The organism is Pseudomonas sp. DTU_2021_1001937_2_SI_NGA_ILE_001 (genome assembly GCF_032463525.1).
Taxonomy (GTDB): Bacteria; Pseudomonadota; Gammaproteobacteria; order Pseudomonadales; family Pseudomonadaceae; genus Aquipseudomonas.
Map to the genome: position 1 here is coordinate 1999794 of NZ_CP135971.1, position 20311 is coordinate 2020104.

16 protein-coding genes are annotated in these 20311 nt (G+C 62.6%); 8 read left to right on the forward strand and 8 right to left on the reverse strand.

Annotated elements, in window-relative coordinates; genetic code table 11:
- Positions 1 to 21 precede the first annotated feature (21 nt).
- Both RRX38_RS08360 and RRX38_RS08365 read left to right on the forward strand, forming a co-directional pair.
- Positions 22 to 489, forward strand: coding sequence for a flagellar protein FlgN (locus RRX38_RS08360; RefSeq protein ID WP_315962201.1), 468 nt, complete (start codon positions 22 to 24; stop codon positions 487 to 489).
- 82 nt (positions 490 to 571) lie between these two features.
- Entirely contained in the window at positions 572 to 1318 is a 747-nt protein-coding gene (locus RRX38_RS08365; protein ID WP_315962202.1) for a flagellar brake protein, read from the forward strand.
- Positions 1319 to 1409: 91 nt separating this feature from the next.
- Here RRX38_RS08365 and RRX38_RS08370 read toward each other — a convergent pair whose 3' ends face one another.
- Positions 1410 to 2765: an MFS transporter gene (locus RRX38_RS08370; RefSeq protein WP_315962203.1), complete on the reverse strand. Its 1356-nt coding sequence runs from the start codon at positions 2763 to 2765 to the stop codon at positions 1410 to 1412.
- 85 nt (positions 2766 to 2850) lie between these two features.
- Entirely contained in the window at positions 2851 to 4194 is a 1344-nt protein-coding gene (locus tag RRX38_RS08375) for a glutamine synthetase family protein (RefSeq protein WP_315962204.1), read from the reverse strand.
- A gap of 259 nt (positions 4195 to 4453) precedes the next feature.
- Between RRX38_RS08375 and vioA the strand changes: the two genes are divergently transcribed.
- From vioA to RRX38_RS08390, 3 genes are read left to right on the forward strand one after another with little or no spacing between them, the layout of a single operon-like run.
- Positions 4454 to 5569, forward strand: a complete 1116-nt coding sequence (gene vioA / locus RRX38_RS08380) for a dTDP-4-amino-4,6-dideoxy-D-glucose aminotransferase VioA (RefSeq protein WP_315962205.1) — start codon at positions 4454 to 4456, stop codon at positions 5567 to 5569.
- A 3-nt stretch (positions 5570 to 5572) separates the two neighbouring features.
- A complete protein-coding gene (locus tag RRX38_RS08385; RefSeq protein WP_295472609.1) occupies positions 5573 to 6295 on the forward strand; it encodes a methyltransferase domain-containing protein in 723 nt (240 codons plus the stop codon).
- Between the two features lie 57 nt (positions 6296 to 6352).
- Positions 6353 to 9877 carry a glycosyltransferase gene (locus RRX38_RS08390; protein ID WP_315962206.1) on the forward strand — a complete coding sequence of 1175 codons (3525 nt, stop codon included), beginning with the start codon at positions 6353 to 6355 and terminating at the stop codon, positions 9875 to 9877.
- 96 nt (positions 9878 to 9973) lie between these two features.
- Here RRX38_RS08390 and RRX38_RS08395 read toward each other — a convergent pair whose 3' ends face one another.
- From RRX38_RS08395 to RRX38_RS08410, 4 genes are all read right to left on the reverse strand, one after another.
- Positions 9974 to 10579 carry an acyltransferase gene (locus RRX38_RS08395; protein WP_315962207.1) on the reverse strand — a complete coding sequence of 202 codons (606 nt, stop codon included), beginning with the start codon at positions 10577 to 10579 and terminating at the stop codon, positions 9974 to 9976.
- 142 nt (positions 10580 to 10721) lie between these two features.
- Positions 10722 to 11414, reverse strand: coding sequence for a HAMP domain-containing sensor histidine kinase (locus RRX38_RS08400; RefSeq protein WP_315962208.1), 693 nt, complete (start codon positions 11412 to 11414; stop codon positions 10722 to 10724).
- On the reverse strand, positions 11411 to 13012 hold the full coding sequence (locus RRX38_RS08405; protein WP_295472617.1) for a tetratricopeptide repeat-containing response regulator: 1602 nt from the start codon (positions 13010 to 13012) through the stop codon (positions 11411 to 11413). The genes RRX38_RS08400 and RRX38_RS08405 overlap by 4 nt, the downstream gene beginning before the upstream one ends.
- A gap of 284 nt (positions 13013 to 13296) precedes the next feature.
- On the reverse strand, positions 13297 to 13977 hold the full coding sequence (locus RRX38_RS08410) for a TIGR04211 family SH3 domain-containing protein (protein WP_295472619.1): 681 nt from the start codon (positions 13975 to 13977) through the stop codon (positions 13297 to 13299).
- A gap of 475 nt (positions 13978 to 14452) precedes the next feature.
- Here RRX38_RS08410 and ppnN point away from each other — a divergent pair, with 475 nt between their 5' ends.
- Positions 14453 to 15826, forward strand: coding sequence for a nucleotide 5'-monophosphate nucleosidase PpnN (gene ppnN, locus RRX38_RS08415; protein ID WP_315962209.1), 1374 nt, complete (start codon positions 14453 to 14455; stop codon positions 15824 to 15826).
- Positions 15827 to 15880: 54 nt separating this feature from the next.
- Here ppnN and RRX38_RS08420 read toward each other — a convergent pair whose 3' ends face one another.
- Positions 15881 to 16747, reverse strand: coding sequence for a helix-turn-helix domain-containing protein (locus RRX38_RS08420; protein ID WP_295472623.1), 867 nt, complete (start codon positions 16745 to 16747; stop codon positions 15881 to 15883).
- A gap of 145 nt (positions 16748 to 16892) precedes the next feature.
- Between RRX38_RS08420 and pobA the strand changes: the two genes are divergently transcribed.
- Together pobA and RRX38_RS08430 are read left to right on the forward strand one after the other, a co-directional pair.
- The gene (pobA, locus tag RRX38_RS08425; RefSeq protein ID WP_295472625.1) at positions 16893 to 18077 is read left to right on the forward strand and encodes a 4-hydroxybenzoate 3-monooxygenase; all 1185 of its coding nucleotides are present in this window, start codon (positions 16893 to 16895) and stop codon (positions 18075 to 18077) included.
- Between the two features lie 167 nt (positions 18078 to 18244).
- On the forward strand, positions 18245 to 19567 hold the full coding sequence (locus RRX38_RS08430; protein WP_315962210.1) for an MFS transporter: 1323 nt from the start codon (positions 18245 to 18247) through the stop codon (positions 19565 to 19567).
- 66 nt (positions 19568 to 19633) lie between these two features.
- On the opposite strand, the gene hpaR is transcribed toward RRX38_RS08430, so the two are convergent.
- Positions 19634 to 20056: a homoprotocatechuate degradation operon regulator HpaR gene (hpaR, locus tag RRX38_RS08435; protein ID WP_295472629.1), complete on the reverse strand. Its 423-nt coding sequence runs from the start codon at positions 20054 to 20056 to the stop codon at positions 19634 to 19636.
- Positions 20057 to 20311: the final 255 nt, after the last annotated feature.

The window sequence follows — 20311 nt, forward strand, 5'->3', positions numbered from 1 at the left end:
CGCTGAAAACCAGAGCACGCCATGCAAGATACGACTTTGCTCCAGATGATGACGGACGATCTCGTCCCGACCCGCCAGCTGCTTGACCTGCTCCAGGCCGAATCGCTGATCCTGCACGGCCGCAACATGGTCGAAATGGAGCAGGTCCTGGCGCAGAAGCAGGCGCTGGTGGTACTTCTCGAGCAACACGGCCGGCTGCGCAGCCAGGTGTTGGCGAGCCTCGGGCTGCCGACCAATCGCAAGGGCCTCGAAGAACTGGCCAGCCAGTCTCCGATTGGCGAGGCGCTGCTGCAAAAAGGTGATGAACTGGCGACGCTCATCGCAGAGTGCCAGGCACTCAACGAGCAGAACGGCAAACTCATCCAGCTTCAACAGGTGACAACGGCGCATCAATTGCGCATCCTGAATGGCGGCGACACGCCGACGTTGTATGACAGCCGTGGCTCGACAGCAGGAAGAGCCAGGCCACGCCCACTCAGTCAGGCGTAACCTGTTATTTCAACGCGCCAAAGGTGATGGCAGAATGCCCATCATTGCGTTGCTGTAGTTTTTTGCCTGGAGATGCTTAGACGTGAATGGTTTAGCTGCGGATGATGCTCCGCAACCCCCGAAGGTTCTCAATACGCCTTTGGAAATTGCCTCGAACCTGCGGTTACTCATGGAGAGTCACGACCCGCTGATCATCAGCTTCCATGAACGTTCCCAGCGCTTCCAGAGCTACCTGGTTGAAGTCGATCGCGATACAGGGCAGATCGGCCTGGACGAAATGATTCCACGCGACGGCGAACGCTACCTGGCGGCGGGCGAGTCGTTCCGTGTCGAAGGCTTCCACGATGGTGTGCGCATCGCCTGGGAATGCACGACCCCCATGACCGTCATCGATACTGACGAGCAGCGCCTCTATCGCGGCCCGATGCCCGAGGAAGTCGTCTACCACCAGCGTCGCAATGCCTTCCGCGCCGCCCTCAAGCTGACTCAACTGGTCGACATCGAAATCGGCGGTGACAAGCTCAAGTTTCCCTTGACCGGCAAGCTGCTGGACATCTCCGCCACCGGTTGCAAGCTGCGCTTCGACGGTGATGTTTCCGAACGCATGCAACTGGGCCAAGTCTACGAGCGCTTTGTCGCCAAGCTGCCCTTCGGCGCCATGACTGCACCGGTCGAATTGCGCTACCTGCACTTCGAAGAGCGCTTCAACACCACCTTCGCTGGCGTGCGCTTCCACAACATGAGCGGCCTGGTACAGCGCCAGGTGGAACGCTTCGTGTATCAGCTGCAGCGCGAAGCGCGCCGTTTCGACAAAGACGACGACTTCTGATTCACCACCAGGCAGCCCGCCAGCGCCGTTCTCCGGCAATGCGCTGCGGGCACCTGGAACAGCCCTCCCCCTTTACGCACCAACCCCTCTCCTAGCCCTGCTTCTCGGCCTGCCTGACCTCGTCATCGGCCGTCTCGGCCACAGGTTGCTGATACGCCTCGGCAGGCTCGTCGGTGTGAGTTTCTTCAACCTGCATCTTTTCCTGGACCACCTGTTCGTCAACCCGCGGGTCAAGGGCCACGGACAAGGGCGAACTGGCCATGCTGTCGGGCATCGGTACGTGGTGCAGCGGCGCGTTCTCGACCTCATGCAAGCGCGTAACGGCCTTGGGCCGGATCAGCACCACCAGCAGGGCTGCCATACCACTGATGAACGCATAGAGCATATTGCCGCCAAAGGTGCGCATCAGCACACCGGCAAGCAACGGCCCGATGCTCGCGCCGATACCGTAGGTCATCAACAGCATGGCCGTCAGCGATACGCGACGCTCGGCCTCGACGTGGTCGTTGGAAAATGCCACCGCCAGCGGGTAGAGGCTGAACTGCATGAGTGCCGCCACGAAAGCGATGACGAACAGCAATTCGACGGGCACGTCGGACAAGATCACCAACGGCAGGGTAAACAGCAGCAATAGCACCGCCACCATGCGGATCAGTCGGATACGGTCGAAGCGGTCCGACAGGATTCCCAGCGGCCACTGCACCACGAAACCGGCCAGGATGCAGCAGCCCATGAACAGGCCGACCTGATCGGTGGGCATGCCATGACTGGCGGCGTATACCGGAGCAAGGCCGTAGAAAGCGCCCAGGCTCAGGCCGGCGCCCAGTACGGCAGTCAGCGACTGCGGCACGCGCTTCATGAAGAACAGCGGCTCCAGGGGAGCCGGACGCAGCGGTGCGGGGTGGATGCTACGGGTCAGCGCCACAGGTACCAGGCACAGTGCGAAACACATCGCTACCAGCATCAGCAGTTCCGGCCCCAGTTGCGGATGGACCACCAGGATCAGCTGACCCAGCACCAGCCCCAGGTAAGAGGCGATCATGTAGCCACTGAACACCAGACCGCGTTGCTTGGCACTGGCCTGCTCGTTGAGCCAGCTCTCGATCACCATGTACTGGCACATCATTCCCAGACCAACGATCAGACGCAGCCCGAGCCAGGCTGGCAGCCAGTCGGTCAATCCATGCCCCAGCACCGCCGCGCCGACGATACCGGCACAGGTGGCATAGGCGCGGATATGCCCGACCCGGCCGATCAGCCGATGCCCCACCTTGCCGCCCAGCACCAGCCCGAAATAGTTGGCGGCCATCAGGGCACCCACCCACAGGCTGTCGACCTGATCGGCTGCCAGACGCAGCGCCAGATAGGTGCTCAGCAGACCGGAACCGATCAGCATCATCAGCGAGGCAAAATAGAGGGCGCGAAAGGATTTCCAGATTTGACGCATGGGATTTCCGACTGTCAGGTGGCAGGTTCGACAAGGTGTACAGGATTTTGCAGGGCCGCCCCGAATCAGGGGCGACCTGCCCATATCAGATCTGGCTGCCCAGCACCCGACGCTCCCAGGGGGTGATCTCGTCGAGGAAGCTGGTCAGCTCCAGGGTCTTGGTGGCAATGAAGCCTTCGATGAACTCCGGCCCAAACAGTTCCCGTGCCGTCTGACTGTGACGCAGACGCTGCAAGGCGTCCTGCAGGCTGGTCGGCAGGGCCAGGTGTTCTGGCACCTCGATGTCGCCCTGCAGCGCCTCGCTGGGCTCCAGCTGATGCTCCAGGCCATGCAACCCCGCTGCGAGGCTGGCGGCAATGACCAGGTACGGGTTGGCATCGGCGCCCGGCAGGCGGTTCTCCACGCGCCGGGCTTCGCCCGCGCTGGCCGGAATGCGCAGTCCTGCCGCGCGGTTGTCGTGCGACCAGCAGGCATTGTTGGGCGAGGCATAGGGATGGAACAGCCGCTGATAGGAGTTCACGTTAGGCGCGAACAGTGCGGTGAATTCCGCCAGGCAGGCTTGCTGGCCACCGATGAAATGCCTGAAGGCAGCGGTCGGCTGGCCTTCTTCATCATTGAAGATATTGCGCCCGGACTCCACCTCCACCACGCTCTGGTGAATGTGCATGGAGCTGCCGGCGGCATGCGCCAAGGGCTTGGCCATGCACACCACGTTCAGGCCGTGCTTGAGGCCCACTTCCTTGAGCAGGTGCTTGAACAGGAATGTCTGGTCGGCCAGCTGCAAGGCATCGCCATGCCACAGGTTGATCTCGAACTGACTGACGCCCATTTCGTGCATGAAGGTGTCGCCCGGCAGGCCCAGCGCGGCCATGCAGGCGCGTACCTCGGCGAAGAACGGCCGCAGGCCGTTGTGCGAGCTAACGCTGAATGCCGAGAACCCCTGCTCGCGACGGCTGTCCAGCCCGATAGGGGGCACAAAGGCTTGCTGTGGGTCCGGGTTGGGCGCGAACACGTAGAACTCCAGCTCGGTCGCGACCACCGGCGCCAAGCCACGCTCGGCATAGCGCGCCAGCACCCGCTTGAGCTGCGCCCGGGTCGACAGCGGGCAAGGCTTGCCGTCCAGCTCGTCGGCATCGCAGATGGCCAGGGCCAGGCCATTTTCGCTCCAGGGCAGCCTGTGGACCTGCGCAATGTCGGCGCTCAACGCCAGGTCACCGTCATCGCTGCCATAGAAGCGCGTGGCCGGATAGCCGCCCATGATGCATTGCAGCAGCACACCACGCGCCATCTGCAGGCGCCGCCCGGCACGAAAACCTTCGACGGTCATCACCTTGCCACGCGGTACGCCGTTGAGGTCGGGCGTGACGCATTCGATTTCATCTACCCCGGCCAGACCATCCTGCACGGCCGTGGATTCGTCGCGAGTCATTTCTCGGATCCTTCGTCACTCATACCGCCAAGCGGCAAGGGCTACACCATAAGCAGCGCGTCGCGAGAATTTCAAGCGCGACATCCGGACCAGGCAGCACCAGAGGCAGCGAGACCACATTGGCCGGTTTCTTGCTATTTCCAGAGCACACAAAGCGCGGCTGTCATTTTTATGTCGTTCCCCGCCATGCGATCCTGTCGGTGCGGCTTCTCTGACATCGGCAGCGGCGATCCTTCAGATCATGCGTCGAGAGTTGTCCATGAGTGCACCCATTCCTGTCACCCGCCCCCTGCTTCCGCCGCTTGAGGAATTCATTCCCTATCTGGAGCAGATCTGGGACAGCCATCAGCTCACCAATGGCGGCCCCTTTCACCAGCAACTTGAAGCTGCCTTGGCTCAGTATCTGGGGGTCGAACACCTCTCGCTGTTTTCCAACGGCACGCTGGCGCTGATGACGGCGATTCAAGCGCTGCGTATCAAGGGTGAAGTCATCACCACACCCTACTCGTTCGTCGCGACGACTCATTCCCTGCTGTGGAACGATCTGACACCGGTATTCGTGGATATCGATCCGCATACCTACAACCTGGCGCCCGAACGCATCGAAGAAGCGATCACGCCTGCCACTACCGCAATCATGCCGGTGCACTGCTACGGCATTCCCTGCGATGTCGACCGCATCCAACAGATCGCCGACCGTTACGGCCTGAAAGTGATCTATGACGCCGCCCACGCGTTCGGCGTTCAGCATCAGGGCGAAAGCCTGCTGCGCCACGGCGACCTTTCGGTGCTGAGTTTCCACGCCACCAAGGTGTTCAATACCTTCGAAGGCGGGGCGATCATCAGCCCGGACGCCAAGACCAAGCAGCGCATCGACTACCTGAAGAACTTCGGCTTCGCCGACGAGGTCACGGTGGTCGCGCCCGGCATCAACGGCAAGATGAGCGAAGTGAACGCAGCCTTCGGGCTGGTGCAGTTGCGCCACATCGACCAGGCCCTGCTGCGTCGCCAGCGTATCGATGAACGCTATCGCGAGGTGCTGGCCTCGATTCCAGGCATCCGAATCGTCTGGGAGAGCCGCGAAAAACACAACTACGCCTATTTCCCGGTGTTGGTCACCCCTGAATTCCCGATCAGCCGTGATGCGCTTTACCAACGCATGCGTGACGACAATATCCTCGCGCGTCGCTATTTCTATCCACTGATCTCGACCTTCCCGATGTACCGGGGCCTGGATTCGGCAAGGCCCGATCGCCTGCCGGTTGCCACCGAACTGTCACAGCAGATCCTCTGCCTGCCTATTTTCGATGGGCTGGACGATGCCCAGTTCGATCGCATCATCCAGGTCATCGTCACTGCGAGTAAAGAGAACTAACTCATGCGTACCTGCCCGGTCTGCTCTTGCCGTTTCCCGAATTTCTACCCGTTGTCCAGAGGGCATCTGGAGATCACCAACCGCCTAGGCGTCTTCTACTCCATTGAAGATTTCGAAACGCTGAACCTCGGCCAGTACAGCTGCCCGGAGTGCAATGCCTCCGACCGCGACCGGCTGTACGCCCTGTATGCGATGCACCACATGAATCACCCACCAGGGCAACCCCTGCGCATTCTCGACATCGCCCCCGCGCCGGTGCTCTCGGCTTTCCTGCGCAGCCTGCCCAATGCCCGCTACCGCTCTGCCGACCTGTTCTCGCCACTGGCCGACGACAAGGTCGACATCATGGACATGAACATCTACGCGGACGAGTCATTCGACTTCATCGTCTGTTCGCACGTGCTGGAACATGTACGTGATGACGCGCGGGCCATTGCCGAGCTGTACCGGGTGCTGGCCAAGGGCGGTTCGGCGATTCTGATGGTGCCCATCCTGCTGACCATCGACACCACTGACGAAGACCCTGACGAGCGCAGCGAAGATGAACGCTGGGCACGCTTTGGCCAGGACGATCATGTGCGCATGTACGCCAAGCATGACTTCGTCGCGCGCCTGCGGCACGGCGGCTTTCACGTCGAGGCCCTGGACACCCTCGCCTTCGGCGCAGGGACCTTCCGGGAGCATGGCATCACCGAACAATCGGTGCTCTACGTCGGCCGCAAGTAAGCCATTTCAAAGCGGCCTGCCCCTGGCTGGCCCTCATTCTTCAAAACGGGTATCGCGATGAGTTCATCACGCCTGGTCAGTATTGTCATTCCCGCCTACAAGGCGGATTTCTTCGAAGAGGCGCTGATCAGCGCCCTGCGGCAAAACCATGATCAGATCGAAATTCTGGTCTGCGACGACTGCCCCACCGATGCCATCCAGCGCATCGTCGAACGCCTGACACCGGGCAGTCGCTGGCCGATACGCTATTTGCGCAATCCCGAGTCACTGGGCGAAGCGCGCAACATCGCACGTGGCGTACGCGAAGCGCGCGGGGAATACATCAAGTTTCTCTACGACGATGACATTCTGGTTGCGGATTGCACCCGCCTGCTGTTCGAGGCATTGCATCAGCAGCCCGACATCAAACTGGCCTCCGGCCGCCGCCAGCGTATCGACGGCCAAGGCAATCCACTGGCGGATAACCTGGCCACCCTGAATCCATTTGGTCGCAATGTGATGATCAATGGCCCGGACCTGGTGTCGTTCCTGGCACAGAATCCAGTCAACTTCATCGGCGAACCCAGCTCGGTCATGTGCCGTCGGCGTGACCTGCTGCCGTTCGGCGAGCAGATCATGTCGCTGGAGCAGACCCTGATCGTCGGCCTGGGCGACATGGCGATGTACCTGAAGCTGCTGCGTCAGGGCAACCTGGCGCTTCTGTCCAGGACCCTGTCGTATTTCCGCGTTTCCGAGCTGCAGACCAGCGAAGACTTGCGCATGAACCCTGGAAAAGCCAGCGAAGGCCACGCCAACCATTACCGCCTGACCCGTGAACTGGGCTGGCTGCGTCCTCGCGAACAGAACGGAACAGTCCGGGTTGCGCCTTTGGCGATGCGTGAACCGAGCCAGCCCCTGGACCTGCGCGCCTGGTTCGATCGCCGCTCGGAGTCGGCACGCAAGACCTCAGAGCTTGCACTCTGGCTGGACACACGCAAGCCGTCCGAGGCCGAGCGCGCGCTGCTAAGTGAACACCTCGCAACGAACGATGGCGGGCCGGCCATTGCCATTGTGATTTCAGACTTCAACAATCAGCCCGAAAGTGTCCTCGGCACCCTGCAGAGCCTCGGCGCACAGGCGCCGTTGCTGGACAAGATCAAGGTATTCGTCCTGGCCGACTACGACCGCGACCACCAGACGCCGCTGCAGGCGCAGTTGCCCTGGCTTTGTGCCACCCGAGAAAACCGTGGCCAAGTGATCAACCAGTTACTGGAGGACAACCCGCACGCCTGGTGGATGATGGTCGATGCCGGGATCACGTTCACCCACAGCGGACTGCTGCAGGCGGTGTTGCAATTGCTGGAGATTCCACAGGCCAGCGCTCTGTTCGGCGACGAGGTCCAGGTCGATGCCGGGCAGGCCGCCAAACTGGTATCGCGTCCGGACTTCAGCCTGGATTATCTGCTGGCCCGTCCTTCAAGCCTCGCCCGGCACTGGCTGTTCAATCGCGAACACATCCTGGCAGCGGGCGGTTTCGATAACGAGCAGGCCAACGCTTTGGAACTGGACCTGATCCTGCGCCTGATCGAGCACCCGGACTTCACCGGTTTTGCACATTGCTGCGAGCCGCTGGTGGTCGCACCGGCGCCGCTGTCCCTGGAAAACCCGCATGAGGCTCGCACCCTGCAGCGCCACTTGCATGCCCGTGGCTACCTGAACTGCGAACTGCGCAGCCCGACGCCGGGGCAGTACCAGATCGACTACGGCCACGACAGCCAGCCCCTGGTGTCGATCCTGGTGCCCTGCACCGACGACCTGCAGACCTTGCTGCCCTGTGTGGAAAGCATCCTGGAGAAGACCGCCTGGCCTCGCTACGAGATCCTCATCGCCGATAACGCCAGTCAGGATGCTCAGACCGTGCAGTGGCTCGACTCCATGAGCGAGCTGCAGTCCGAGCAGATCCGTATCCTGCGCCAGAGCGAACGCCTGAGCCAGGCGGCGCTAATCAACGCTGCCGCCAGCCAGGCACGCGGCGACTACCTGCTGTTGCTGAACAACGCCACGTCCATCATCCAGCGCGAGTGGCTGCATCACTTGCTCAACCAGGCGCAGCGTCCGGAAGTCGGGGTCACGGGCGGCAAGTTGGTGGGCCTGGATGGCGGGATTGTCAACGCCGGCATGGTGCTGGGCGTGAATGGCTCGGTGTCGGTACTCACCGGCGAGCAGGCGGCCAATGCCAGTTTTGCCGAGCGGCTCGACACTGAGCAGAACTACAGCGCGGTCAGCGCAGACTGCCTGATGGTGCGGACGAGCCTGTTCCAGGATCTGCAAGGCCTGGACGAACAGCTGTTCGCCGAGCGCCTGCATGATGTCGATCTGTGCCTCAAGGTGCGTGAGGCCGGTCACCTGGTGGTGTGGACTCCGCACGCCATTCTGGCCAGCCGCAACGCCTTGCAACCATCCGCCGCGCCGTCGCTGGACTTCGCCACCCGAGCGCTCTATCACCGCTGGTTGCATTACCTGGCCTGGGACCCGGCGTACAACCGCGCGCTCGCCCTGGATGGCGCCCCCTTCGAAGCACAAGCTGATCCCGAGCTTGGCTGGCGACCGCTCTCGCACCGCCCCCTGCCAGTGGTCCTGGTGCAGCCGGTGGACGCCGGTACTACCGGCAATCGCCTGGCGGCTCCGCTACGAGCCCTGCGCCGCGCTGCCGCCGTGGACGGCATCATCGCCTGTCAGACCCTGTCGCTTCCGGAAATTGCGCGCCTGAGCCCTGACCTGGTGGTGCTTCAGGGGCGTGGCAGCGTTGCCGACGGACAACAGATCGAACTGCTCAAGGAGCACACCAACGCCCGTGTGGTCTACGACCTGGTGGAGTTCCCGCCGTTCGCCGAACTGGGTGTCGTGGCGGCGCCGCTGCTGGAGGTCCATGCCGCGCTGCGCCATAGCCTGTCCAAGGCCGACCGCATCACAGTACCCACCCAGGGGCTGGCAGACTTGCTGGAGGGCATCCATCCCGATGTGCAAGTGCTTGAAACCCGCCTGGAACCGGAAACCTGGCTGTCCCGCCAGCGACCCCGCGCCCAACGCAGCAAGCCGAGGGTCGGCTGGATTGGCAGAGCTGGACAATCCGCCGACCAGGCACCACTCGATACCGCCATCAGACAACTGGGCGACAAGGTCGACTGGGTGATCATGGGGACCTGCTCGCGTTGGCTGAAGCCCTTCGTTACCGAGCTGCATGCCATCCCTGAAGACAGCCTGTACCCAGGCCTGCTTGCAGAACTCGACCTTGACCTGGCGGTTGTTCCGGCCCCTGCCCACCCGCTGAATCGCAGCCGTGACCCTGTCGCGCTGCTGGAGTTTGCGGCGTGCGCCACGCCAGTGATCGTCAGCGATTCGCTGCCGAGCCGCAGCCTGCCGGTGACACAGGTGAGTGATGAGCCATCGGCTTGGATCGATGCGATCCTCGCGCATGTCGACCGCCGGGAACAATGTGCGCACAACGGTGAAGAACTGAGACAGGCGGTGGAGCGACAGGCTGCGCTGGACACAACAGCCCTGGCGGCCTGGTTCGATAAGATGAGTGGAGCACCTTCGTAACAGCGATGGATGACTGGGAAGGAGCGTGGCACGCGGGTATCGGTGCCACCTCAGCTCCTGGATGGCGCCGTTGCAGTCATGGCCTTGCCGAGCGGATCAGAGCGCGGCGCGCGAAGCCAGAAAATCCTTTTCCAGTTCCAGCAGGTCCTTCTTGCGGTCCTTGAGCTTTTTCGCAGGTGTCCCGAAGTACACCCCCCACTCGGGCAGGTCCTTGCTGACCAGTGACAAGGCCCCCACCGACGAACCCTCACCGATGCTCAGATTGGGCAGGATCACCGTACCGGAACCGATGATCACGTGACGGCCAAGCCTCACGGGGCCTGCCGTAACGCCGGTGTATTGCGGATCGACCGTAGGGTTGGTCAGAAACCGCCCCGTGTAGTCATCGGTGCGGCTGTAGATCCTGACACCTTGCGACAGGCCGCTGAAGTCCTCCATGGTGATGCCAGCCCCGGCAGACAGCAATGAATAGCCGCCGATGTGGATAAACGAGCCGAGCGTCAGCCCTCCCTGGTCACCTGCCACGATGGTGGTGTAGCCGTCGATTCTGACGTCGTTGCCAATGGCAATATTGTGCAAGCCCAGAATGGTGCAGTTCTTGGCGATCAACACGTTACTGCCCAGGCTCTTGAAGCCGAAGTCGCGCAGTTCGTGCTCGGTGTAATAACCCACATCAAAAGGATTCATGGCCAGCCACTTCAAATAGAAATACTTAACGACTCAATAACTATCCCTACCCGCTTGGCTTACGGTACACCGCCCGCCAGAAGGCCATGGACATTGCCTGGCCTCCTTTAGAGGTATAGCAGTTCACACGCTATTGCACGAATGGCTGTTCGGTCTCTCAAGGCAGGTAAAGCGTGAACAACGCGCCACCCAACTCACCACCGTTGGCCAGCTCCACGCGCCCCGGCACGCCATTGCGCGAATGCAGCGCGGCGATGTGCCCGGCGAAGTAGAGCCCCAGGCCGGTGCTGCCGTTCAGCGGGTCGATGCCCTGCACCAGGGTCTGCTGCTGCTCGATCATCGCCTCCGGGAAACCGCGGCCATCGTCGTTGATGCTAATGGTCAACTGGCCGCCCTGCTCGCCAGCACGGATCACGATGGCCCGCTGCGCATAGCGAATGGCGTTGACCAGCACGTTGTTGAGCACCGAGCCGACCAGCTCGCGGTCGAAGAAACCCAGCGGGCTCTGCGGGTCGACTTCGTAGCTGGCGGTCAGGCCGCGACTGTTCAGGACATCCTGGTGATGCACGAGCTGAGCCTCGAGGAAGTCATCCAGGTCGTGGTAATCCGGGCGCATCGGCAGCTGGTTGACGCCCAGTTTGTAGAGCCCAAGCAATTGCACCAGCATGCTGTTCAGCCGCGCGAACTCGAACTCGACCACGCCGTGCTCGGGGCTGTCGAGCTGTTCGGGAGACAGGCGCTCCTGCCAGTGGCTATGCGCCTGGCTCAGGATCGACAGGGAATTCTTCATGTCGTGTACCGTGGAGGCGATGACCATGGAGAAATCCAGTCCCTGCTCTTGTTCACTCATGCTCCGAAGGCCCTTTCCTTGAGTTTCTGATAGCGCTCGAAACGCGCGTCGCTGTCTGGCATCTTGCCGACCATGGTCAGGCAGGTGCGGCATTCCTGAAGGTTCGCGGCGGTCAGGGTCTGGCCGGGATGCAACAATGCCTGAGCCAGGTTGAGGGCGATACTGATGTTCTTCGGCTGCAGGGCCAGGGCCTTGCGGAACAGCTCCTGGGCCTCGGCCAACTGGCCGGCCTTGTAGCTGCGAACCCCCTGGACGTTGAGGTCCAGGGCGGTCTTGTTGGCACCCAGGATCTCCGGATCATCGGTGAGGCTCGACAGGCTCTTCATGACCTGCGGATCGTCACCGTAGATCTCGGCGGTGTTCTTCAGCACGCTGGCACCCGCCTGCTCCTGTCCCAGCTGCTTGAGCTGGGTGGCCACCAGCATGGCCGCGTCAGCGCTCAGGAACTGTTCCATGTTGCCCAGCCGTGCCACCGCCTGCTCGGTCAGCTTGGCGGCGGTTTCCGGGTCCGAATGCTGCAGGCTGGCGGCCTTCATCAGTCGCGTACGCACCTGCAGGCCTTCATCTTCGGCGTGCTCCTTGGCCACGTCGCCCAGTGCCTGGTTGATTTCCACCCGAGCACGGGCATCGAGCCCGGCATCGCCGCCCTTGTTGATCAGCGCATGGGCCAGGCCCAGGTTGGTTTCCGGGTTCTTGAAGCGCGAATGCTGGCCCTGGGAAACCGCCTGGCGGTAGGCCCGCGAGGCGCTGTCGAAGTCCTGGTTGTCCATCGCCAGCTTGCCCAGCATGGTCTGCCGGCGCACCGCCAGCGGCGACAGGCGCACGGCGCTTTCCAGCACGCTCTGGGCACGCTTGGTGTCGCCACGGGCGATCAGCGTCTCGGCCAGGCCATCGAGCAAGGCGGGGAACATCGGAAACGCCTTGCTGGCTTCCTGATAGACCGTCTCGGCCTCGGCGGTGCGGTTACGCTTGAGCAGCAAGGTGCCGAGCATGCCATAGGCCCAGGGCGTCGGGCGGTCGGCGAGGATCGACTTGAGCAGGGTCTCCAGCGGTTCGTGCTGGTTGAGGTCACGCAAGGCGGCAGCCTTGTAGCGCAGGCACAGCGGCGCCAGACGCGGGTCCTGCTTGGCCAGGTTGACGCAGGCCGCCAGCACTTCAGCGGGCTTGCCGCGATCCAGGGCCTGGAAGATCGGCCGAAGCAGGTTCTTGCGCTGCACCAGCTTCTCAAGACGCTGCGCCAGCCCGGCGCGGTTGAAGGGCTTGGTCAGGTAGCCATCCGGCTCCCATTCCAGAGCACTCATGACCATCGCCTGGCTGTTCTCGGCGGTGACCATGATGAATACGCTTTCATAGCTCAGCAGCCGCTCGGTCATCAGGTCTTCGAGCACGTGCTGGCCGTTCTTGCGGCCATCGCCGAGGTTGAAGTCATGCAGGACGAAGTCATAGCGCTTCTGCGAACACATGCGCAGGGCCTGCTCACCGTTGTCGGCCGTATCCACTTCCTTGACGCCCAGTTCGCGCAGCATGGACCTGACCGAACTGCGGAAGTCGGAAAAGTCATCGACGATCAGAAAGTTTTTTTGGTTGTACGCCAGCATCCAGTGTCCCGTCTCCATAGCGGCCAGAAGCCAGGCAGATGAACGCCCGACAACCCGACCCGATTCTGAGGGCGCCGATCATAACCAACGGCATAACGCCATCAAACGATTTTCGAACACCCGTTCGGCCGCCGGCCTGTCATCACAAGTTAGCAAAGCCAATGAGTTTTTCGACCTGCAAGCGGGAAACTGTAGCGACGGATCACAAAAGTGCGGAAACAGACAGGCCGAAACCTCGACCACAGACAGTTTCTGCAGTCGAGGCGGCTGCGATAGCGGTGCGATCAGACCCAGCCGTCGTTGCGCTTCTTGCGTCGGGTCATCGCCGGAAGGATCAGGCCGACCAGCAAACCGGCACCGGCGATGCTGCCGCCGTAGACCATGTAGCTCATCAGCGCCTGCTGGTTCTCGACCCCCAGACGCGCCTGGGTGTCACGCAGCTCGGATTGCGCCTTGCTCAGTTGTTCGGAGAGCGCCTTGTTGCGCGCCTCAAGCTCGTCGACCAGCGCCTTGCGCGAGTCCAGGGTTTCCTGCATGCCCTGCACGCGGTTCTTCCAGGTGTCGTCGATCTTCGCCAACTGGTCGGTCAGTTGCGCGACCTCGGCCTTCAGTTGCGGCAGGCGTTCGAACTGGCCCGGCTCGTCCTGCAGGTCACTGGTGAGGATCCATACGACGCTGCCGCCCTCGCCGCGAATCTGACTGTAGGCGCCCTGAGTGCCGAGCAGTTCGACCTTCTGCCCGGACTTGAGCGTACCGACGATACGGTGACCATCGGTAGGCCCGCTGCGTACATAGGTGTTGAGGCTGTCGCTGACCCACCGATCATTTTCGGCAGCCTGCAGTGTCTGGGGAAGCAGCAGGCCCAGGGCAGCCAGCAATGCACCGGCCTTGAGGCAGCGGCGCGGTGAATCGGAGAGGTTCAGGGTCTGAACGCGGGCCAGCAGTGCGGAAAGGTGACGGGGCATGGCATTGACTATCTTGACTGAATGAAACAAAGGCTCCGTCGGTGTTGCATGAACAATCGGCAAGTGAAGCCAAGGCAAGCCGCCTTTACATACAAGACCTGGAACGGGCCAGCGCACGATGGGCATTGGCTGTGCAACTCCCACAGGAGCCGGATGTCTGCTGAGACAGACGCTTCGCCAGCCCTTCATGAGCGCTGGCGGGTGCAAGCCGTGGAAAATCCATCGGTCTACAGACCCTGCAAAAGGTGTCAGGTTCACTACCGGCCGGCGGTCGTGTCAATTTTCCGTGCTGGCGGGCACGCCACGCCGGCGGTCCGGCACCGGCGGCGGCGACTTGTGCAGCGGCAGTGCTCGGGCGGTTTGCTTTCCTGTCACGCAGCCAGCAAGAATAGTCCCCAGGCGTGAACGTCCCTGATGCTCACCATCAAGATGCCAAGGGCCCAGGGCCCGCGGCATGGCTCTAATGGAAAATAGAATGATCCCAAGACAAGTGATTAACGCCTCGGTCAGCCCCAAGGGCAGCCTTGAAACACTTTCCCAGCGCGAGGTCCAGCAGCTCTCCGCCGCCGGCTCCGGCAGCGTGTACTCCCTGTTTCGCCAGTGCGCCCTGGCCATCCTCAATACCGGCGCCCACGTCGACAACGCCAAGACCATTCTGGAAGCCTACGAGAACTTCGAAGTCCGTATTCATCAGCAGGACCGTGGCGTGCGCCTGGAACTGCTCAATGCCCCGGCCGACGCCTTCGTCGACGGCGAAATGATCGCCAGCACCCGGGAAATGCTGTTCAGCGCACTGCGCGACATCGTCTACACCGAAAGCGAGCTGGACAGCCAGCGCATCGACCTGAGTTCCTCGCAAGGCATCACCGACTACGTCTTCCACCTGCTGCGCAATGCCCGCACCCTGCGTGCCGGCGTCGAGCCCAAGCTGGTGGTGTGCTGGGGCGGTCACTCGATCAACACCGAGGAATACAAGTACACCAAGAAGGTCGGCCACGAGCTGGGCCTGCGTAGCCTGGACATCTGCACCGGCTGCGGTCCGGGCGTGATGAAAGGCCCGATGAAGGGCGCGACCATCGCCCACGCCAAGCAGCGCATCCACGGCGGCCGCTACCTGGGCCTGACCGAACCGGGCATCATCGCCGCCGAGGCGCCCAACCCGATCGTCAACGAGCTGGTGATCCTGCCGGACATCGAAAAGCGTCTGGAAGCCTTCGTGCGCGTCGGCCACGGCATCATCATCTTCCCCGGCGGCGCCGGCACCGCCGAAGAGTTCCTCTACCTACTCGGCATCCTCATGCACCCGGCCAACCAGGACCTGCCCTTCCCGGTATTTCTCACCGGACCGAAGAGCGCTGAACCCTTCCTGCGCCAGCTCGATGCCTTCGTTCTGGCGACCCTCGGCGAAGCGGCGCAGAAGCACTACCAAATCATCATCGACAACCCGGCCGAGGTGGCGCGGCAAATGGCCCAGGCACTCAAGGAGGTCAAGCAGTTCCGCCGCGAGCGCAACGACGCCTTCCACTTCAACTGGCTGCTGAAGATCGACGAAAGCTTCCAGCACCCCTTCGACCCGACCCACGAGAACATGGCACGCCTGAAGCTGGACCACGACCAGCCGCCCCACGAGCTGGCCGCCAACCTGCGCCGCGCGTTCTCCGGCATCGTTGCCGGCAACGTCAAGGACAAGGGTATCCGCCTGATCGAGGAGCACGGGCCTTACCAGATCCACGGCGACCCGGCGATCATGGGCCCGCTGGACAAGCTGCTGCAGGCCTTCGTCGAACAGCACCGCATGAAGCTGCCAGGTGGCGCGGCCTACGAGCCCTGCTACCGCGTCGTCAGCTGACAGTCTGTGGGCGCGATTCCGGTCGCGCCCACTGCCGCATCGCTCTCCTGCCCCTTATCGCTGCTCGCGAAACTGCCGGGGCGACATACCCGTCGCGCGCTTGAAGAACCGTGTGAAATAGGCCGGTTCCGAGAACCCCAGGCTGTCGGACACCTGATTGATGGTCATGGTCGTGTAGATCAGGTTGCGCCGTGCCTCCAGCAGCAGCCGCTGGTTGATCACCTGCAACGCCGACTGGCCGCTCAGGCGCCGACATAACGCATTGAGGTGCGCTGCGCTGATACCCAGGCACCGGGCATGCTCGTCGATCGGCCAGTGCAGGCGAAAACTCGACTCCAGCTGATGCATGAACGCCTGCAGATGCTCACGTCCGCGATCCGGAGCGGCCACCTCTGCGGTTGGTTGGCCGCCCTGGCGATGCAGCCAGACCATCAACTGACTGATCAGCGCCTGCAACATCAGTTCACGGCCCGAGCGCAGTTGCAGGTACTCCTCGACAATAGCGCTGAACAGCCGATCCACCGGCTGCCCGTCGCCTGCCAGCCGGTGACAGCGCGCCTCACCCAGCGCCAGGCCATCGAGGGCCGCTTCCATTCGTTCCACCAGCGGCATGGCCAGGGTCAGGATATGCCCTTGGATGTCCTCGGCAAACTTGAAGGTGTGCACGCTCAGCGCGGGCACCACCAGCAGTACCGGGCCGTCCACTTCATGTACCTGGTCCTCGACCTTCAAATGCGCATGCCCCGTACGCACGAACAGCAGTTGCACCAGATCGCCGTGCCGATGCGGCTTGATTTCCCAATCGTGCAGGCTGCTGCGCTCGGCAATGGATTCGCAGTGGATCAGGTCTGGTGTGGGCCAGGCGGTGGTTTCTCCATAGAGTTTGAAGACCGGAACAGGACTGGCAGGCGGCTTAATCATGGGAAGAAGGCATCCTCGAAAAGTCCAGGTAATGCGCTCGATAGTGCCTTCTTATCCGCCATTCATCCATTAAAAATGCAGGAGACAACAACAAACCGCCTCCGCCGGCCTGCCGTGCAGAAGGCTACGAGACAGGACAACAACAATGAAAACCCAAGTCGCGATCATCGGCTCAGGCCCCTCCGGGCTGCTGCTGGGCCAACTGCTGCAACGTGCCGGCATCGACAACATCATCATCGAACGCAAGGACCCCGCCTACATCCTCTCGCGTATCCGCGCCGGGGTACTGGAACAGGGTATGGTCGACCTGCTGCGTGAGGCCGGCGTCGGCGCACGCATGGACCGCGAGGGCCTGGTTCACGATGGCTTCGAGCTGGCCTTCGACGGCCGCTGCGAGCGTATCGACCTCAAGAGCCTCACCGGCGGCCAGACCGTGATGGTCTACGGCCAGACCGAAGTCACCCGCGACCTGATGGAGGCCCGCCAGGCCGCCGGTGCACTGACCGTCTACGACGCCGAAGACGTCCAGTTGCACGAACTCAAGGGCGAGCGCCCTTACGTGACCTTCCAGAAGAACGGCGAGCGCGTACGCGTCGATTGCGATTACATTGCCGGCTGCGACGGTTTCCACGGTGTGTCGCGCCAGTCGATCCCGGCCGAGACCCTCAAGGTCTTCGAGCGCGTCTACCCGTTCGGCTGGCTGGGCGTGCTGGCCGACACGCCGCCGGTCAACGAGGAACTGGTCTACGCCAACCATGCACGTGGTTTTGCCCTGTGCAGCATGCGCTCGCCGACCCGCACCCGCTACTACGTGCAAGTCAGCGCCGAAGAGCGCGTCGAAGACTGGTCCGACGAGCGCTTCTGGGAAGAACTCAAGCGCCGCCTGCCCACCCACCTGGCTGAACGCCTGGTCACCGGCCCGTCCATCGAGAAAAGCATCGCACCGCTGCGCAGCTTCGTCGCCGAGCCCATGCAGTACGGCCACCTGTTCCTGCTCGGCGACGCCGCGCACATCGTCCCGCCCACCGGCGCCAAGGGCCTGAACCTGGCCGCCAGCGATGTCAGCACGCTGTATCGCATCCTGCTCAAGGTCTACCGCGAAGGCCGCACCGACCTGCTGCAACGCTACTCGGCGATCTGCCTGCGCCGGGTGTGGAAGGCCGAACGTTTCTCCTGGTGGATGACCTCGCTGCTGCACAAGTTTCCAGACACCGACGCCTTCAGCCAGCGCATCCAGCAGACCGAGCTGGACTATTACGTCGGCTCACAGGCCGGGCGGCAGACCATTGCGGAGAACTACGTGGGATTGCCCTACGAGGCGGTGGAATGATCTGACGCTTGAAATGCCTTCGGCCGGTCTTTGGGGTCGGTCCGGGCATTGTGCAAGGCAACAACAACGGCGCCATGCAACAGTGCAAGGCGCCAAAGCCTTTTGCTTGACAGGGCCATAAGATCGGCAGGCTGCCTAACAACAACAAGCCTCGAGGCCCGACTGTCATGTCCGATTCTCCGATCCGCGCGATCGGCGACGAGGATGGCAACGCCATCTATCGCCGCATCACCCTGCGCCTGATTCCCTTCATCTTCGTCTGCTACCTGTTCAACTACCTGGACCGCGTCAACGTGGGCTTCGCCAAGCTGCAGATGCTCGACGCGCTGAAGTTCAGCGAGACGATCTACGGCCTGGGCGCCGGGATCTTCTTCATCGGCTATGTGCTGTGCGGCCTGCCCAGCAACCTGGCACTCAACCGCTTCGGCCCGCGGCGCTGGATCGGCCTGATGATGATCACGTGGGGGACCTTCTCCACCTGCCTGCTGTTCGTCACCACGCCCACCGAGTTCTACGTGCTGCGTTTCCTCACTGGCATGGCCGAGGCCGGTTTCTTCCCTGGCATCGTGCTGTACCTGTCGCGCTGGTACCCCAACCAGCGGCGTGGGCGGATCATGGCGCTGTTCATGTCGGCCATTCCGGTCTCCGGCCTGCTGGGTGGACCTTTCTCGGGCTGGATCCTCAACCACTTCGCCGCCGGCCAGGGCGGCCTGGAAGGTTGGCAGTGGATGTTCCTGATCCAGGGCCTGCCCACCGTGGTGCTGGGCCTGATGGCCTTCGTGCTGCTGTGCGACAAGGTCGAGGACGCCGGCTGGCTGACTCCCGAACAGCGCCAGCGTGTGCGCCATGACGTCACCCAGGATGAACTGGCGCGCCCGGTGCAGGCCAACTCGTCCATCGCCAGCGTACTCACCACCCCGCTGATCTGGGTACTGGGCTTCATCTACTTCTGCATCCAGAGCGGTGTGTATGCGATCAACTTCTGGCTGCCGTCGATCATCAAGAACCTGGGTTTCAGCGACAACCTGGTGATCGGCTGGATCAGCGCCCTGCCCTACCTGCTGGCCGGCGTGTTCATGCTGCTGGTGGGCCGTTCGGCCGACCTGCGCAACGAGCGCCGCTGGCACCTGGTGGTGCCGATGCTGATGGGCGCACTGGGGCTGATGATGGCCGCCAACTTCGCCGCCGTGCCGGTACTGGCGATTGCCGGGCTGTGCATCGCGACCATGGGCGCGCTGACCGGCCTGCCGATGTTCTGGCCATTGCCGACCGCCCTGCTAAGCGCCAGCGTGGCGGTGGCCGGGCTGGCCCTGATCAACTCCATCGGGCAGCTGGCCGGCTTCCTCAGCCCTTACCTGGTGGGCTGGATCAAGGACCAGACCGGCTCCACCACCGTGGCGCTGTATACCCTGGCGGCGCTGACCATCGTCGGCAGCCTGACCGCGCTGCGCCTGAGCCGGCCACAAGGCCCACGCGTCGCGACCGCCTGACGACGCACAGGCCGCAACGAAAAAGCCAGACCCGCGGGTCTGGCTTTTTCATGCCTGGCGCAGTACTCAAGGCTCGATGCGCTTGAGTTCGTGCAGCAGGTCCAGCAACTGTTGCATCTTCTCTTCACCGAACTGGGCCTGGATGCGCTGGTAGTTGCGCTCCATGTCTTCGCTCATCGCCACGAAGCACTGCTGGCCCTGCTCGGTGAGCCCGACCAGCATGCGCCGCTGGTCGTGCGGCGGCTTCCAGCGGCGCACGATACCGTCGCGCTCCAGGCGCGCCAGTACCCCGGTCATGCTCGGCTTGAGAATGCAGGCCTGCTCGGCCAACTGATAGCTCTCCATCTCGCCATGCTGGCGCAGGATACGGATCACCCGCCATTGCTGTTCGGTCAGGCCGTGCTCGTTCAGAGAGGGGCGGAAGAACGCCATGGCCGCTTCGCGGGCCTGTAACAGGGTAAGGGTCAGGGAAGGTCTTGGGGTCGGCATGATCTTTTTACGATGGCCGATGCGGGACCGGCGATGGGAGGGCTTGGACTGTCAGGCAACGCCGGGGACTATAGCCCAATGATAATTAACAAGTAAACGAACCAACGCCCTTTCCCCCAGCCATACAGCCGCTTGCACGACCCTACCCCGGTGCCCCCTGAAAAGTACAAGCCGTCCTGTGCAAAAGCCATTTCCCGGCCATCTGCCTGGCCGGATCATGGCTCCCGGACAAACGCTCCATGGCAGCGGCACGCA

Bases quoted from the DNA above. Each gene is read 5' to 3' on its own strand.
- RRX38_RS08360 (WP_315962201.1), top strand. From the start codon at position 22: ATGCAAGATACGACTTTGCTCCAGATGATGACGGACGATCTCGTCCCG.
- RRX38_RS08370 (WP_315962203.1), bottom strand. From the start codon at position 2,765: ATGCGTCAAATCTGGAAATCCTTTCGCGCCCTCTATTTTGCCTCGCTG.
- RRX38_RS08375 (WP_315962204.1), bottom strand. From the start codon at position 4,194: ATGACTCGCGACGAATCCACGGCCGTGCAGGATGGTCTGGCCGGGGTA.
- vioA (WP_315962205.1), top strand. From the start codon at position 4,454: ATGAGTGCACCCATTCCTGTCACCCGCCCCCTGCTTCCGCCGCTTGAG.
- RRX38_RS08385 (WP_295472609.1), top strand. From the start codon at position 5,573: ATGCGTACCTGCCCGGTCTGCTCTTGCCGTTTCCCGAATTTCTACCCG.
- RRX38_RS08390 (WP_315962206.1), top strand. From the start codon at position 6,353: ATGAGTTCATCACGCCTGGTCAGTATTGTCATTCCCGCCTACAAGGCG.
- RRX38_RS08400 (WP_315962208.1), bottom strand. From the start codon at position 11,414: ATGAGTGAACAAGAGCAGGGACTGGATTTCTCCATGGTCATCGCCTCC.
- RRX38_RS08405 (WP_295472617.1), bottom strand. From the start codon at position 13,012: ATGCTGGCGTACAACCAAAAAAACTTTCTGATCGTCGATGACTTTTCC.
- RRX38_RS08410 (WP_295472619.1), bottom strand. From the start codon at position 13,977: ATGCCCCGTCACCTTTCCGCACTGCTGGCCCGCGTTCAGACCCTGAAC.
- ppnN (WP_315962209.1), top strand. From the start codon at position 14,453: ATGATCCCAAGACAAGTGATTAACGCCTCGGTCAGCCCCAAGGGCAGC.
- RRX38_RS08420 (WP_295472623.1), bottom strand. From the start codon at position 16,747: ATGATTAAGCCGCCTGCCAGTCCTGTTCCGGTCTTCAAACTCTATGGA.
- pobA (WP_295472625.1), top strand. From the start codon at position 16,893: ATGAAAACCCAAGTCGCGATCATCGGCTCAGGCCCCTCCGGGCTGCTG.
- RRX38_RS08430 (WP_315962210.1), top strand. From the start codon at position 18,245: ATGTCCGATTCTCCGATCCGCGCGATCGGCGACGAGGATGGCAACGCC.
- hpaR (WP_295472629.1), bottom strand. From the start codon at position 20,056: ATGCCGACCCCAAGACCTTCCCTGACCCTTACCCTGTTACAGGCCCGC.